The organism is Actinotalea alkalitolerans, assembly GCF_023369855.1.
GTDB lineage: Bacteria > Actinomycetota > Actinomycetes > Actinomycetales > Cellulomonadaceae > Actinotalea.
In genome coordinates this window covers 28,988-44,418 of record NZ_JAMBPP010000004.1, presented here as the reverse complement: position 1 = coordinate 44,418, position 15,431 = coordinate 28,988, and the positions used below count along the sequence as shown (strand labels likewise).

The window sequence follows — 15,431 nt, the reverse complement described above, 5'->3', positions numbered from 1 at the left end:
GCCGGGGAAGGCCGAAATCATCCCCGACGTCGGGCCTGGGGTGCAGCTCAGTCGTCGCGGTGGCCCGGGGCGGTCGGCGTCGTCTTGGCGACCTGGAGCAGGAACTCGACGTTGCTGTGCGTCTCACGCAGCTTGCCGAGCAGCAGCTCGATGGCCTGCTGCTGGTCGAGCGCGCTCATCACACGCCGCAGCTTCCAGTTGATCTTGAGCTCGTCGGCCGGGATGAGGATCTCCTCGCGCCGGGTGCCCGAGGCGTCCACGTCGACCGCAGGGAAGATCCGCTTGTCCGCGAGGTTCCGGGAGAGCTTGAGCTCCATGTTCCCGGTGCCCTTGAACTCCTCGAAGATCACCTCGTCAGCCTTGGAGCCCGTCTCGACCAACGCGGTGGCCAGGATGGTCAGCGACCCGCCGTGCTCGATGTTGCGCGCCGCACCGAAGAACCGCTTGGGCGGGTACAGCGCGCTCGAGTCGACACCACCGGACAGGATGCGACCCGACGCGGGGGCGGCGATGTTGTACGCCCGCCCGAGCCTGGTGATCGAGTCCAGCAGCACCACGACGTCCTGGCCCAGCTCGACCAGGCGCTTGGCCCGCTCGATCGCGAGCTCGGCTACGGTCGTGTGGTCGTCCGCGGGCCGGTCGAAGGTCGACGCGATGACCTCGCCCTTGACCGTGCGCTGCATGTCCGTGACCTCTTCCGGTCGCTCGTCGACGAGCACGACCATGAGGTGGACCTCGGGGTTGTTGGTGGTGATCGCGTTGGCGATCGCCTGCAGCACCAGGGTCTTGCCGGCCTTGGGAGGCGAGACGATCAGTCCGCGCTGCCCCTTGCCGATCGGGGCGACCAGGTCGATGACCCGCGTCGTCATGATGTTCGGCGCGGTCTCCAGCCGCAGACGCTCCTGCGGGTACAGCGGGGTCAGCTTGCCGAACTCGGCACGCTGGCGTGACTCATCGGCCGTCATGCCGTTGATCGAGTCGAGCCGCACCAGGGCGTTGACCTTGCTGTTGCGGCCCTGCGGGAGCGGGTCGCCCTCGCGGGGCTGACGGACGGCGCCGACGATGGCGTCGCCCTTGCGCATGCCGTTCTTCTTGACCTGGTTCATCGACACGTACACGTCGTTGTCCCCGGGAAGGTAGCCCGAGGTGCGCACGAACGCGTAGTTGTCCTTGATGTCCAGGATCCCGGCGACGGGGAGCAGGACGTCGTCCTCGCTCACCTCGACCTCGTCGTAGCCGGCGAGCTCGCCCTGCCCGCCGCTGCGACCACCGCGCCGCTTGTTGCGGTCGCGATCGCGGTAGCGGCCCCGCCGACGACGCCCACCGGACTCGTCGTCCTCGAAGGCGTCCTGCGGCTGGTTGCGACCCTGACGCTGCGACTGCCCCTGACCGGCCTGACGGGTCTGGCTGCCGTCGCGGCCCTGGCTGCCGTCGCGGCCCTGAACATCCGAGCCCTGCGCCTCGCGCCCGGACTGGCTGTCGTCCTCGCGCTCGGACCGGTCACGGCTCGGGGCGCCGACGGTGACGGGCTCGGCCTGCGCCTCGCCGCCCTTGCCAGGAGCACCCTCGGCGCGTCCGGCACGGCGGGACCGGCGGCCCTCACCGGTCACGGCTCGTGCTGCTGCCGCGGCGCGCGCGGCCCGCTCGTCGGCGGACTCGCCGCCTGCGGCACGGTCACGGCGCGACTGCTCGCCGGCCGAGCCGGGCTCCCTGCGCGCGCTCTCCGCAGCGGCGCCCCGAGGCTCGGGAAGATCCAGGGTCGGCTGCTTCTGCGCAGGCTGCCTCCGTGCGGGCTGCTTCTCGGCCGCGGGCTGCTCCGTGGCGGGCTGCTCCTCGGCCGCGGGCTCCTTCGCGGGCTGCTCCTGGGGGCGCGAGACGCTCCCGGCGCCGTCCGTCGGCTCGGCGCGACGGGTCCGGGTCGGGCTCGAGGACCGCGCGCCGCTGCCGGCTCGACGCTCCTTGATCGCACCCACGAGATCGCTCTTGCGCATGCCCGACGTCCCGGAGACGCCCAGCTCAGCCGCCAGGGTCTGGAGCTCGGACAACCGCATCGACGACAGCGCGCCGCTACGGGTGGTGCTGCCGGCTGCGTCCGCTGTGCTCGCGGAGCTGCTCGTCGCAGCATCGATGATGTCTGTCACGAAGGATCCTTCCCCCTCGTTCGGCGGCCGTCGCGTGTGGGGTGGGCCGCGTGGGTCGACGTCCGAGCCATGAGGGTCGGATCGTTGCTCAGACACGGGTCCGTCGTACGACGACGTCGACTCGATCAGATGGTGGCTGAGCCCCGCCGGTTCAGGGGATGTGCGCGGTACAACGACGCAGTCTCCGCTCGGAGCTCCGGGGGAATCTCCAAGGTACCACTGCGGGGACACTCTCTGCTGCCGGTTTCGCCCCACCACGCGGGGCGCGCCGCGGCAGGCCGCGAGGCGGTGCCTGTGCCCCGTCGCGGCACCGCGTCGCGATCACACGCGGACGGCGCGAGCACCGGTACGCGCGATGCCGGGACGTAGGACGCGCCAGCCGGAGCGGGTCGTCCCGTCCGGGCCGGACGGACCGAGCAGCTCGGCCACGGCCGCCTCGGCACGGCCGATGGTCGACACGGTGGTGAGCACGAGCACCGAGGGGCCCGCACCCGAGACGACGGCCGCCTCACCTGCGGCCCGCAGCCCACGCACCAGCTCGACCGTGGTCGCCATCACCCCGGCGCGATAGTCCTGGTGGAGGCGGTCGCCGGTCGCCGGCAGGAGGAGGTCGGGCCGGTGGCACAGGGCCTGGACCAGGAGCGCGGCTCGCCCCGCGGTCCACGCCGCGTCCGCATGGGGCACCGTCGCAGGCAGCACCCCGCGAGCGGTGCGTGTCGCGCACCGCTCGACCGGGACAAGCACCAGCGGCACGACCTCGGGGTGCACCGGCAGCACCGAGGCCCGAGCCCCCTGGTCGTCGGTCCAGGCGACCGTCACCCCGCCGAGCAGGGCCGGAGCCGCGTTGTCCGGGTGCCCCTCGAAGGCGTTCGCGATCTGCAGCGCGGTGTGGTCGTCCAGGGCGTCGGGGTCGCCGATCAGCAGGCGCGCCGCGAGGATCCCGGCGACCACCGCGGAGGCCGAGGACCCCATCCCCCGACCGTGCGGGATCGCGTTGTGGCACACCAGGTGGAGCCCGACCTGAGGCGCACCCACGTGGTCCAGGGCGGCACGGATCGCACGGACCACGAGGTGGTCCTCGCCGGCGGGAAGGTCGTCCGCACCCTCCCCCGTCACCTCGACCACGACCTGCGTGCTGCCCAGCGCGCGGACCTCGATCTCGTCGTGGTGGGCGAGTGCAAGCCCGAGCGAGTCGAAGCCCGGTCCGAGGTTGGCGCTGGTCGCCGGGACACGCACGCGCACGTGGTCGCTGCCCAGCCTCATGGTCGGTCCCGCCCCGCTCAGCCGAGCCCGAGGGCGTCGGCGATCGAGACGACGTCGGCCCCGACGCGGACCGGGACGACGTCCGAGCCGTCCGCGGTACGCAGCGCCCACTGCGGGTCCTTGAGGCCGTGACCGGTGACGGTCACGGTGATCCGAGCACCGGGCGGCACCCGGCCGGCCTCGGCCAGCATCAGCAGCCCGGCGACCCCTGCCGCCGACGCGGGCTCCACGAACACCCCGGCACGAGACGAGAGCAGGCGGTGGGCGGCGAGGATCTGCTCGTCGGTGACCGACTCGATCAGGCCGCCCGACCCGTCCCGTGCTGCCACCGCCTGGTCCCACGAGGCCGGGTTGCCGATCCGGATGGCCGTGGCGATCGTCTCGGGCTCGGTGATCGGGTGCCCCGCGACGAAGGGGGCCGCGCCCGCGGCCTGGAAGCCCCACATCGCCGGGGCCCGGCCGATCATCCCCGCCTCGAGGTACTCGCTGTACCCCTTCCAGTAGGCGGTGATGTTGCCCGCGTTGCCCACCGGGAGCACATGGATGTCCGGTGCGTCGCCCAGGGCGTCGACGATCTCGAAGGCTGCCGTCTTCTGCCCCTGGATGCGGTCGGGGTTGACCGAGTTGACGAGCTCGACCGGGTAGACCTCCGCGAGCTTGCGTGCCGCGACCAGGCAGTCGTCGAAGTTCCCCTCGACCTGGAGGAGCCGGGCCCCGTGGGCCACCGCCTGGCTGAGCTTGCCCATCGCGATCTTGCCGTCGGGCACCAGCACCGCGCAGGTCATCCCCGCCGCGGTGGCGTACGCCGCGGCCGAGGCAGAGGTGTTGCCGGTCGACGCGCACACGACCGCCTGGGCACCCCGCCCGGCCGCCGCGGAGATCGCGGTGGTCATCCCGCGGTCCTTGAACGACCCGGTCGGGTTCATCCCCTCGACCTTGAGGTGCACCTCGGCACCGACCAGGTCGGAGATCACCGGGGCCGCGACCAGGGGCGTACCACCCTCCCCCAGGGTCACCACCCGCTCCTGGACGTGGGCGGGCAGACGGTCGGCGTACTCGGCGATGACTCCTCGCCACTGGTGGGCCACCTAGGCTCCTTCGACTCTCAGCACGGACAGGACGGCGTCGACCACGGGAAGGCCCGCGAGCGCGCGCACGGTCGCGGACAGTGCTGCGTCGCGCGAGGCGTGCGTGACCAGCAGGAGATCCGCCTGCTCGTCGCCCCCGAGGTCGGACCGCGCCTGGCGCACCGTCTCGATCGAGACCCCGTGGCCGGCGAGCTCGGCCGAGACCTGCGCCAGGACCCCCGGACGGTCCGCGACGCGGAGCACGATCTGGTACCTGGTGGTGGCCTCGCCGATGTCCAGGACGCCGAGGTCGGCATAGCTCGACTCGACCGGACCCTTGCCGCCACCGACGCGATGGCGTGCGACGGTCACGACGTCACCGAGGATCGCGCTGGCGGTCGGCGCCCCACCGGCCCCACGCCCGTAGAACATGAGCTCACCGGCCGCCTCGGCCTCGACGAAGACCGCGTTGAAGCCACCGTGGACGCTGGCCAGCGGGTGGTCGGCCGGTACGAGCGCCGGGTGGACCCTGACGGCGACGGCGCCGTCACCGATCCGCTCGGCGATCGCGAGCAGCTTGATCACGTGGCCGGTCTGCGCAGCCCACCGGACGTCCTGGGCGGTGACACCGGTGATCCCCTCGCAGTGGACGTCGTCGGTGCTCACCCGGGTGTGGAAGGCCAGCGACGCCAGGATCGCGGCCTTCGCCGCAGCGTCGTGCCCCTCGACGTCCGCGGTGGGGTCGGCCTCGGCGAAACCCAGCGCCTGGGCCTGCCGGACGGCCTGCGCGGCGTCGAGCCCCTTGGTCGTCATCTCGTCCAGGACGTAGTTCGTGGTGCCGTTGACGATCCCCAGCACCCGTGTCACCCGGTCACCCGCGAGGGACTCGCGCACCGGACGGACCAGCGGGATGGCACCCGCCACGGCCGCCTCGAAGTACAGGTCGACGCCGGCGCGGTCCGCCGCGGCGTAGAGGGTCGGTCCGTCGTGGCCGAGGAGCGCCTTGTTGGCGGTGACCACCGCCGCACCGCCGTCGATCGCGCGCAGCAGCAGCGTCCGCGCGGGCTCGATGCCGCCCATCACCTCGATCACGACGTCCGACCGGTCGACCAGGGCCGACGCGTCGTCGGTCAGCAGCGCGCGGTCGACCACCGCGTCACGCGGGGCCTGCACGTCACGGACCGCGATGCCGACGATCTCGAGCCGCGCACCGACGCGTGCGGCGAGGTCGTCGGCCTGCGCCGTCAGCAGTCGCACCACCTCGGTGCCCACGACGCCGCACCCCAGCAGGGCGACCCGCAGTGCCTGTGGTGACTCAACCACGTCAGTTCCACCTCTCCTCACGCCTCACCCGACCCCGGACCGGTCGCTCCGGCAGCCGGTCCCCGCCGAGGGCGGCCCCAGGATACGGGTGCGACCAGGGCCAGGGTGCCGGCGTCCGCGGTCAGCCCAGGTCCAGACCCAGCAGGTCGTCCTCGGTCTCGCGCCGCACCAGGACCCGGCAGGCGCCGTCCCGCACCGCGACCACCGGCGGGCGGGGCACGTGGTTGTAGTTGGAGGCCATCGACCGCCCGTAGGCACCCGTCGCGGGGACCGCGAGCAGGTCACCGGCTCGCAGGTCACCCGGCAGGTCGACGTCGTGCACCACGACGTCCCCGCTCTCGCAGTGCTTGCCCACCACCCGCGCGGTCACCGGCGCACCGTCCCGGCCTCCCGAGACCACCGCTGCGGAGTACCGGGCGCCGTACAGCGCCGGGCGCAGGTTGTCGCTCATCCCACCGTCGACCGACACATAGGTCCGGACCGAACCGTCAGGCACCGTGACGGGCTTGACCGTGCCGACCGTGTAGAGGGTCAGCGTGGTCGGCCCGACGACGGCGCGCCCCGGTTCGATCGAGATCCGCGGGACGGAGGTCGCGAGCTCGGCGCAGACCGCGCCGACGGTCGCGGCGAGCTCCGTGGCGACCCTCTCGGGGTCCAGCGGGACCTCTCCGGGCAGGTAGGCGATGCCGTAGCCGCCACCGAGGTCGAGCTCGCCGACCAGGTGCCCCGAGACCTCGGCGAGCTGGGCGCGCAGCTCGAGCAGCGTACGGGCGGCGACCTCGAACCCCGCGGGGTCCAGGATCTGCGAGCCGATGTGGGAGTGGATCCCCAGCAGCTCGAGCTCGGGGCGGGCCAGCACCGCCCGCAGCGTCTCGAGGGCCTGACCGCCGGCGACCGACAGCCCGAACTTCTGGTCCTCGTGCGCGGTCGAGATGTACTCGTGGCCCCCGGCGTGCACCCCGGTCGTCACCCTGACCATGACCGGCGCCCGGCCATGGACCGCGAGGTCCACCGCGTCGGCGATGCGATCGACCTCCTGGAGCGAGTCGATCACGATGCGGCCCACACCGGCGTCCAGCGCCCGACCGATCTCCACGTCGGACTTGTTGTTCCCGTGCAGGCCGATGTCAGCCCCCGGCACACCTGCGCGCAGCGCGACCGCGAGCTCCCCACCGGTCGCGGTGTCGATCCGCAGCCCCTCCTCGTGGGCCCATCGCGCCACCGCGACGGACAGGAAGGCCTTGCCCGCGTAGTAGACGTCGACGTCGGTGCCCAGGCCGGCGAAGGCGTCCCGGAACGCCACCACCCACCCGCGGGCACGCTCGCGGAAGTCGGCCTCGTCCAGCACGTAGGCGGGCGTCCCGTGCTCGGCGGCGAGGTCGCGCAGGTCGACCCCGGCCACGCTCACCGCGCCGTCCGGTCCCACCCGCGTCCCCGCGGGCCAGACCAGCGGGTCCAGGTTCACATCCGCTCCGGGGCGCTCACACCCAGCAGGCCCAGGCCGTTGGCGAGCACGGTGCGGGTCGCGTCGTTGAGCCACAGCCGCGTGCGGTGCACGTCGGTGACCTCCTGGTCGCCCAGAGGGGTGACCCGCCGCTGGTCGTACCACTTGTGGTACGACCCGGCGAGCTCCTCGAGGTAGCGAGCGACCCGGTGCGGCTCCCGCAGCTCGGCGGCCTGGGCGACCACCCGGGCGAGCTCACCGATGCCGGCCAGCAGCGTCGACTCGCTCACGTGGTCGAGCAGCGAGGGGTCGAAGCCGTCGTCGCGGCGCACCCCGAGATCGGCCGCGTTGCGCGCGACGTTGACCGTCCGGGCGTGCGCGTACTGGACGTAGAACACCGGGTTCTCGTTGGTCGCCCGGGTCAGCAGGTCGAGGTCCAGGTCGATCATCGAGTCGGCCGAGGAGCGAGCGAGCGAGTACCGGGCGGCGTCCACACCGACCGCCTCGACCAGGTCGTCCATGGTCACGACGGTGCCGGCCCGCTTGGACATCCGCACCGGCTGACCGTCACGGACGAGGTTGACCATCTGCCCGATGAGGATCTCGAGGTTGACGTGCGGGGTGTCACCGAACGCGGCGCACATGGCCATCATCCGGCCGATGTACCCGTGGTGGTCGGCGCCGAGCATGATGACCACCCGGTCGAAGCCCCGCTCGCGCTTGTCGAGGTAGTACGCCAGGTCGCCCGCGATGTACGCGGCGTTGCCGTCGGACTTGATGATGACGCGGTCCTTGTCGTCCCCGAAGTCCGTGGTCCGCAGCCACGTCGCGCCGTCGGCCTCGAAGACGTGGCCGAGCTCACGCAGCCGGGTCAGGGCGCGCTGGACGGCACCCGAGGCATGCAACGAGTCCTCGTGGAAGTACACGTCGAACTCGACGCCGAAGGCCTGCAGCGCCGCCCGGATCTCGGCGAACATCAGGTCGACGCCGATCGCGCGGAAGACCTCCTGCGCCTGGTCGTCGGGCAGTGTCAGCGGGTCGGGCTCGCCGGCCTCGGCGCGGCGGGCCCGGACCGACTCGGCGATGTCCTGGATGTACTGGCCGCCGTAGCCGTCCTCGGGGGCGACCTCGCCCTTCGCCCGGGCGAGCAGCGACCGCGCGAACCGGTCGATCTGCGCGCCGTGGTCGTTGAAGTAGTACTCGCGGGTCACGTCGGCCCCGCAGGCGGCGAGCATGCGCGCCAGGGAGTCCCCGACCGCCGCCCAGCGGGCCCCGCCGATGTGGATCGGCCCTGTCGGGTTGGCCGAGACGAACTCCAGGTTGATCCGTTGCCCCGCCAGCGCCGCGCTGCGCCCGTAGACCGGCCCGGCCTCGACCACCGTGCGCGCGAGCTCGCCCGCCGCGGCGGTGTCCAGGGTGATGTTCAGGAAGCCCGGCCCGGCGATCTCGACCGCCGCGACGCCCGGCACCTCGGCCAGCCGCGTGCTCAGCACCGCGGCGAACGCCCGCGGCGCCATCCCGGCCCTCTTGGCGAGCTGCATCGCGACGTTGGTCGCCCAGTCACCGTGCTCACGCGACCGGGGGCGCTCGACGGTCACCGTGGCGGGGATCACGGACGGGTCCAGCGGCAGCGTGCCGTCGGCGACGGCGGAGGTCAGGACGGCGCGCAGCGCCTCGGACAGCTCAGCAGGGGTCACCGGACAAGGGTAGCGAGCAGCCGGGGGCCGCTCGGCCGCGATGCGTCGACCTGCACCGCCGGCTCAGGTCCTCGGCCGAGGGCCCCACCCGTCCTCGAGCATCACCGGGCGGCACGCCACGGCGGCCGCGGCGAGGAGCACTCCGAGGGTCACCAGCAGGAACAGGACGGGCAGCACCCAGGCCTGCGTCGCGCCGTAGAGCACCCCGACCACGACCGGCCCGATCCCAGCGATCGCGTAGCCGATGCCCTGGGTGAACCCGGAGAGGGTCGAGGCACCGGCCGACGTGCGGGTCCGCAGGTTGATCAGGGCGAGCAGGATCGGGAACGTCCCCGGCCCCAGACCCAGCAGCACCATCCAGAACCAGGTGCCGGTGGCCGGGGAGAGGAGCAGGCCCAGGTACCCGGCCGCGAAGCAGACGACGAACCCCACCACCACCCCGTACGGGTTGCGCAGCCGCGCGGCCAGCAGTGGCCCGCCCAGCGAGGCAGGAAGGCCCAGGATCGCGATCAGCGCGAGCCATCGACCACCGGCCTCGGTGCTGAACCCGGCGTCCAGCAGGATCTGCGGCAACCAGGCGAGGATCGCGTACATGTTCAACGAGTTCATCGCGAAGGTGACGGCCAGGCCCCAGGCCAGCGGGCTGCGCCACACCCGCCCGCTCCCCCGATGCCGTGAGGCGAGGGCCGCCGTACCCTCAGGGGCGCGACGCAGCACCTCGGTCAGCGCCCCGCGAGCCGCCGCCGACCGCGCCACCACCACGACCCACGGCACCACCGCGACCAGCCCCACGACGGCCCAGGAGGCGAGCGAGATGCGCCAGCCCAACCGCTCCGCGAGCGGCGCCGCGAGCAACGGCGGGGTCGCTGTGCTGAACGACATCGCCACCGAGTAGACCGCCGTCACCGGGCCGATCCGGTCCGGGAAGTACCGCTTGACGATCGGCGGGAGCAGCACGTTGCCCATGCCCATGCCCGCGAGCGCGATGACCGACCAGCCGAGGAAGCCGCCCGAGGTGTCGGTGGTCGAGCGCACGACCTCCCCCACCGCGGAGAGCAGCATCGCCGCGGCCAGGGTCGGCTCGAGGCCGAACCGACGGGCGATCAGCGGTGCGAGCGAGCCGAAGAGCGCGAAGGAGGCCACCGGCACCGTCCCGAGCAGGCCGGCCTCGGCCGGCGAGAGCGCGACGTCCTGCCGGACCACATCCAGGATCGGGGACACCGAGGCCACCGCGATCCGCAGGTTGAGCGCCACCAGGACGATGCCTGCCAGAACCACGTAGCGGCCACGCCACGGGTGCACGGCGGGGTGGGAGGGGTGTGCCATCACGACCAGACCATCGACGGGGAGGCATCGCCGGGCGGCCTCGGGCACCGGACGGGACGACCTGCGGGGTGCGAGCCGGGGAGTGCGCACGGCTCGGTGAAACCCTACGGCAGCCGCGCGCACGGCCGACCCAGCCGCTCCGCCCGCGGGTGAACCGGCTGCCAGGGATGCGCGGAGGTGCCTCAGCGGTGTTGACTGCCCCCTGCCCCCTTCAACCACCGGAGCTCACCAGGCATGACCCCACGCCGAACGAACCTCATCGACCTCGCGGTCGGCAGACTGCGTCAGCAGATCACCTCCGGCACCTGGGAGGTGGGCAGCCGCATCCCGGCCGAGCCCGACCTCGCCGAGCTCATCGGGGTGGGCCGCAACACCGTGCGTGAGGCAGTCCAGTCCCTGGTGCACGCCGGCATGCTCGAGCGGCGACAGGGGTCGGGCACCTACGTGCTCTCGGACTCCGAGCTCGGCAACGCGATGGGCCGCCAGATCGCCGGGGCCCACCAGCGCGACGTGCTCGAGGTCCGTCGCAGCCTCGAGGTCGAGGCCGCACGGCTCGCCGCCCGTCGACGTACCGACGAGCAGGTCGAGGTGCTGCGCGGCCTGCGCGACTCCCGGAGCGCGGCGTACGAGGCCGGTGACCTCGAGCGGATGGTCGAGGCGGACCTGTCGCTGCACCGGATGATCGCCCAGTGCGCCCACAACCCGGTGCTGGTCGCCCTGTACGAGAACCTGCTCGACGCGATCTCGGACAACATCCGGTTCAACTTCGAGCACCCCGTGCACGACGACGACTCCCACCACGCCCTGGTGGAGGCGATCGTCCGCCGCGACCCCCTCGCAGCGATGGGCGAGATCGACGACTACCTCTCGGACCTGCTCGGCGAGGACTAGCCACGCACCGACCAGCAGGTGCTCGACGGTGCACGTGCTGCGGCACCGCCGCAGGCTGGTAATGTTTCGCAGCGCCCCGCCCGCGTAGCTCAGGGGATAGAGCGTCTGCCTCCGGAGCAGAAGGCCGCAGGTTCGATTCCTGCCGCGGGCACCACACCTCAGGGACCTCACGGTCCCCGGTACTGACCCCTAGAGGATCGGGTCGACCACCTGCTCGGCCGCCTCGACGATCCCCGCATCCGGCCGGTCGTCGACGTCGGCCCGGTCTGGACCTCGCAGGTACCCCCCGGTCGCCTGCGCGCTCATCGGGCGGCTGAGGTAGTACCCCTGGGCGTGGTCGCAACCGATCCGGCTGACCATGTCGAGCTGGGCGGCGGTCTCGACACCCTCCACCACGGTCGTCGCACCCAGGGCCCGCGCGAGCTCGACCATGAACACGAACAGCTCCTCGTTCTGCGGGAGTCGGCTGGTGAACGACCGGTCGATCTTCAGCACGTCCATGGGCAGGTCCCGCAGGTACGCGAGCGAGCTGTACCCGGTGCCGAAGTCATCCATCGCCAGCGTGACTCCCAGTGCCCGTAGCGCGGCGATCTGGCGGTGGCTGGTCTCCACGTCGAGCATCAGGACGCTCTCGGTCACCTCGAGCACCAGCGCGGACGCGGGGAGGTCGACGTCCTCGAGGATCGCTGCGACGACCTGGGCGCAGCTGCCGGACTCGAGCTGCCGGGCCGAGATGTTGACCGCGACCGTCAGCGGCAGACCGGTCTCTCGGCGCCAGGTGCGCACGGCTGTGCAGGCGGTCCGGAGCACGTGCTCACCCAGGGTGTGGATCAGCCCGAGGTCCTCGGCCATCGGGATGAAGACCGAGGGCGGGACGTCGCCTCGACCGGGCAAGTCCCAGCGTGCCAGGGCTTCCAGGCCGATGACTGTCGGCGATCCGTCGGCTGCACCGACGTGCGGGCGCAGGGACAGCACCGGCTGGTACGCGACGGTGATCTCACCTCGGTCGACCGCTCGCCGCAGGGCGGCGTGGAACTCGAACCGTTCGCTGGCGCTGCGTCGGACGCGGACGTCGAACACCTCCACCCGGTCCCGACCGGCGTCCTTGGCCTGGTACATCGCCACGTCGGCGTCGCGCAGCAGCCCGGCGACGTCCCCCCGGCCGGGTGCGCAGAGAGCCACCCCGACCGAGACGGTGGCGGTCACGGTCCGCTCCACCAGCCTCAGGGGCTCACGGACCGCGGAGCGGACCCTGGCGCCCAGGGCACGGGCCTCGTCGATCCCGGTCACTGAGGGGCACAGGACCGCGAACTCGTCCCCGCCGAGGCGGGCCACGGTGTCCCCCGGCCGGGCCACGGCGACGAGGCGGTCGGCGACCGCGCGCAGCACGTCGTCACCGACCACGTGGCCCAACGAGTCGTTGAGGACCTTGAACCGGTCGAGGTCGCAGAACAGGACCGCGAGATCGTTGCCGCTGCGTTCGGCGTGGGCGAGCGCCACGCCGAGACGGTCGGCCAGCAGGACCCGGTTCGGCAGCCCGGTCAGCCCGTCATGGGTGGCGGAGTGGTTCAGGGCGGCTGTGGCCTGCCGTGCCGCGGTGGTCTCCACCGCAGCCGCCCCGACCCCCAGGAGCAGGCTGCCGATGCGCACCGGGAAGTAGCTCGAGGACCAGGTCCGCTCCCCGCAGGCGAGGTCGATGTCGTGGACCGGCTCGTCGGAGTCGCGGACGCGGCGCAGGTTCGCGAGGAGGTCTGCTGGCAGCCTCTCTGCGGTGTCCACCGAGCCGAGGCCGTCCCGTGGCCCTCCGCCCGGGTCGAGCTCAGCAGGGGCGAGCTCGGCCAGTGCGGTGTTCAGCCAGCGGTGACGAAGGTCGGCCCCCCAGAAGCCCAGCCCCACGGGTGCCGCGGCGACGTAGGTGTTCAGGGTCGCCAGGGCGGCGTCACGCTCGGTGACCGCCTGCCGGTAGGCGGTCGCCGCCCAGTGGACGAACACCCCGATCAGCACCAGCGACACGGCGCGCAGGAGCGCGACGGGCACAGGACCGTCAGCGGCGTCCAGGGGCACCAGGGCGAGGTAGGCCAACGGGACCGCAAGGACCAGCACCCGGCTGGCTGCGCGTGGCAGGACCAGGGGGTACACGGCCACGAGCACGAAGTACCAGAGCAGGAAGTAGCCCGAGCCCTCGTCCTTCAGGGCCATCAGGACGTACCCACCCACCAGGACCAGCACGGCGCGCAGCACCGCGGCTCCCGGTCCACGCCACCCCAGCAGCCCTGCGCAGCCCACGGTGGCCAGGACCAGCGCAGCCCAGGTCACCACCGTCGCCCCCGGCCTTGCGGCGACGAGCTGGACGGCCAGCCCGTGAGCCGCGAGCGCGAGGCATGCCAGGGGCTCGAGCAGGCGCAAGCGCTCGGACATCGACGTCCGACGGAGCGCCGAGGCCTGCGGTGGGCGCAGGCTGCCGCGTGTGCGCTCCGGTGCGGACATGGGTGGAACGCTAGCGTTCCACGCAGCGCAGGCGGGTCCCGGGCCACGAGGGCAACGGATCGTGGACACCAGGACAGTCGTGCGGACGTGGCGGCCCGACCGTGGACGGTCCGAGGATGCAGGGATCAGCAGCCGCGGAGACCCGCTCCGCGGTGCCCCCGACAGGAGCCATCCTCATGGCCCAGAACCTCACCGACCTCGATCCGGACCTCCTCCTCGCAGCCCTGCGGTCCCGTGGCGGGGACACCAAGAGCCGCGCCCTGGCCGCCGCCGCGGCGGCGCCGCCCGAGGTCGTCGAGGCCTCCGACGACGAGCTGGCCACCGCGCTGCGCACGGTCCAGAAGGCGATCTACGGCACCGACGACCGCCAGGACGTCTACCAGGTGAGCGACGCCGCCCTCCTCGCCGACGCCGACAGCTCGGTCGCCGTCATCCCCTCGACCAGCCTCACCGACAACGGGGACGGCACCTCGACGCTCACCGGCCCCACCCTGGGTGCCGCCTTCAACCTGTGCCCCACCGAGCCGTTCCGGGACCAGCCGTCGATCGCCGACTGCTCCGGGTTCCTCGCCGGCCCGGACGTGGTCGTGACCGCCGGGCACTGCATCGTCCCCGCCTCGTTCTCGGACGTCCGGATCGTCTTCGGCTACCAGATGCTGAACGCCACCACGGCGGCCACCCGGATCGCCGGCACCGAGATCTACCGGGTGAGCGCCGTCCTGGGACACTCCCTGGGGGCCGGGGGCAACGACTGGGCCGTCGTCCGGCTCGACCGGACGGTGCCGAACCACTCGCCGCTGCCGGTGCGCACCTCGGGCAAGATCCCCGACGGGGAGACCGTGCACGTCATCGGGCACCCCTCAGGCCTGCCGAAGAAGATCGCGGGCAACGCCCGGGTGCGTGACAACACGCCGTCCGGTCACTTCGTGGCCAACCTGGACACCTACGGCGGCAACTCGGGGTCGCCGGTCTTCAGCAGCGCGACCCACCAGGTCGAGGGCGTGCTCGTCAGCGGGGAGACCGACTACGTGCTGGTGGGCGGGTGCGTGCGCTCGAACGTCTGCCCGGACTCCGGGTGCAGCGGAGAGAACGTCACCCGCTCGACGCAGTTCGCCCACCTGCTGAGCGGCGGAGGCTCCACCACGACCCCACCCCCCTGGCCCGGTCGCTTCTTCCGGTTCCCACCGTTGACCCGCGGTGAGGACGTGCGCCAGTGGCAGACCCGCATGTCGACGATCGGCCACTCGCTCGTCGCCGACGGGCTCTACGGACAGCTCTCCAAGGCCGCGTGCACCGCTCTCCAGCGTGACCGCGGCATCCAGGTGGACGGCGTGGTCGGCCCGGACACCTGGCGCGAGACGTTCCGGTGAGCGCCGAGGGCGACGTCGCGGACGGCGACCCTGACGAACCCGCTCCCGACGTCGACCGCCTCGTGCTCGACGCGCTGACATCGGGTGTCGACGTCGCACAGGTCGCCGAGCGCCTGCGTACCGAGGCGTCCGTCACCCGCGCCGAGGTGCGACCAGGCCTGGTCAAGACCCACCCGCCACTGGCCGAGCTCGTGGTCGAGTACACGACCGGCGACGGGGGCACCCGAGCGCGGGTCTACGACCTCGAGGTCGTACCCGGGCGGGCGCTGCGGCTCGCGCGAACGCACGCGTCGCCGGTCACGCCGAACCGCCCGGCCGGCGGGGAGCGGGCCGCGGGCGGCACCGGTGACACAGTCGTGACGCCACCGTGATGCCCACCGCGCACACTGGCGCCCTGGCATCCGATCGAGCAAGGGGGCCAC

The 15,431-nt window shown here is 72.7% G+C and carries 11 protein-coding genes and 1 tRNA gene; 4 read left to right on the top strand and 8 right to left on the bottom strand.

Features of this window, described 5'->3' with window-relative positions; genetic code table 11:
* Positions 1-47: 47 nt before the first annotated feature.
* The 7 genes from rho to M1R94_RS05390 all read right to left on the bottom strand — a co-directional run bounded on the left by rho (position 48) and on the right by M1R94_RS05390 (position 10,261).
* A complete protein-coding gene (rho, locus tag M1R94_RS05420) occupies positions 48-2,141 on the bottom strand; it encodes a transcription termination factor Rho (RefSeq protein ID WP_308199876.1) in 2,094 nt (697 codons plus the stop codon).
* Between the two features lie 321 nt (positions 2,142-2,462).
* Positions 2,463-3,404, bottom strand: coding sequence for a homoserine kinase (gene thrB / locus M1R94_RS05415; protein ID WP_249380657.1), 942 nt, complete (start codon positions 3,402-3,404; stop codon positions 2,463-2,465).
* A gap of 17 nt (positions 3,405-3,421) precedes the next feature.
* Positions 3,422-4,492: a threonine synthase gene (gene thrC, locus M1R94_RS05410; RefSeq protein WP_249380656.1), complete on the bottom strand. Its 1,071-nt coding sequence runs from the start codon at positions 4,490-4,492 to the stop codon at positions 3,422-3,424.
* Positions 4,493-5,794, bottom strand: coding sequence for a homoserine dehydrogenase (locus M1R94_RS05405; RefSeq protein WP_249380655.1), 1,302 nt, complete (start codon positions 5,792-5,794; stop codon positions 4,493-4,495).
* 121 nt (positions 5,795-5,915) lie between these two features.
* The gene (gene lysA / locus M1R94_RS05400; RefSeq protein WP_374109429.1) at positions 5,916-7,259 is read right to left on the bottom strand and encodes a diaminopimelate decarboxylase; all 1,344 of its coding nucleotides are present in this window, start codon (positions 7,257-7,259) and stop codon (positions 5,916-5,918) included.
* Positions 7,256-8,935: an arginine--tRNA ligase gene (gene argS, locus M1R94_RS05395; RefSeq protein WP_249380654.1), complete on the bottom strand. Its 1,680-nt coding sequence runs from the start codon at positions 8,933-8,935 to the stop codon at positions 7,256-7,258. Before argS ends, lysA begins: the two co-directional genes overlap by 4 nt.
* Before the next feature lie 63 nt (positions 8,936-8,998).
* Entirely contained in the window at positions 8,999-10,261 is a 1,263-nt protein-coding gene (locus M1R94_RS05390) for an MFS transporter (protein ID WP_249380653.1), read from the bottom strand.
* 234 nt (positions 10,262-10,495) lie between these two features.
* Here M1R94_RS05390 and M1R94_RS05385 point away from each other — a divergent pair, with 234 nt between their 5' ends.
* Positions 10,496-11,152, top strand: a complete 657-nt coding sequence (locus M1R94_RS05385; protein ID WP_249380652.1) for a FadR/GntR family transcriptional regulator — start codon at positions 10,496-10,498, stop codon at positions 11,150-11,152.
* 78 nt (positions 11,153-11,230) lie between these two features.
* Positions 11,231-11,306 (top strand) — tRNA-Arg (locus tag M1R94_RS05380).
* A gap of 35 nt (positions 11,307-11,341) precedes the next feature.
* On the opposite strand, the gene M1R94_RS05375 is transcribed toward M1R94_RS05380, so the two are convergent.
* Complete coding sequence (locus M1R94_RS05375) at positions 11,342-13,639, bottom strand: putative bifunctional diguanylate cyclase/phosphodiesterase (RefSeq protein ID WP_249380651.1); 2,298 nt, start codon at positions 13,637-13,639, stop codon at positions 11,342-11,344.
* A gap of 116 nt (positions 13,640-13,755) precedes the next feature.
* Here M1R94_RS05375 and M1R94_RS05370 point away from each other — a divergent pair, with 116 nt between their 5' ends.
* Both M1R94_RS05370 and M1R94_RS05365 read left to right on the top strand, forming a co-directional pair.
* Positions 13,756-15,009 carry a trypsin-like peptidase domain-containing protein gene (locus M1R94_RS05370; protein ID WP_249380650.1) on the top strand — a complete coding sequence of 418 codons (1,254 nt, stop codon included), beginning with the start codon at positions 13,756-13,758 and terminating at the stop codon, positions 15,007-15,009.
* Positions 15,006-15,380: a hypothetical protein gene (locus tag M1R94_RS05365; RefSeq protein ID WP_249380649.1), complete on the top strand. Its 375-nt coding sequence runs from the start codon at positions 15,006-15,008 to the stop codon at positions 15,378-15,380. Before M1R94_RS05370 ends, M1R94_RS05365 begins: the two co-directional genes overlap by 4 nt.
* The last annotated feature ends 51 nt before the right edge of the window (positions 15,381-15,431 follow it).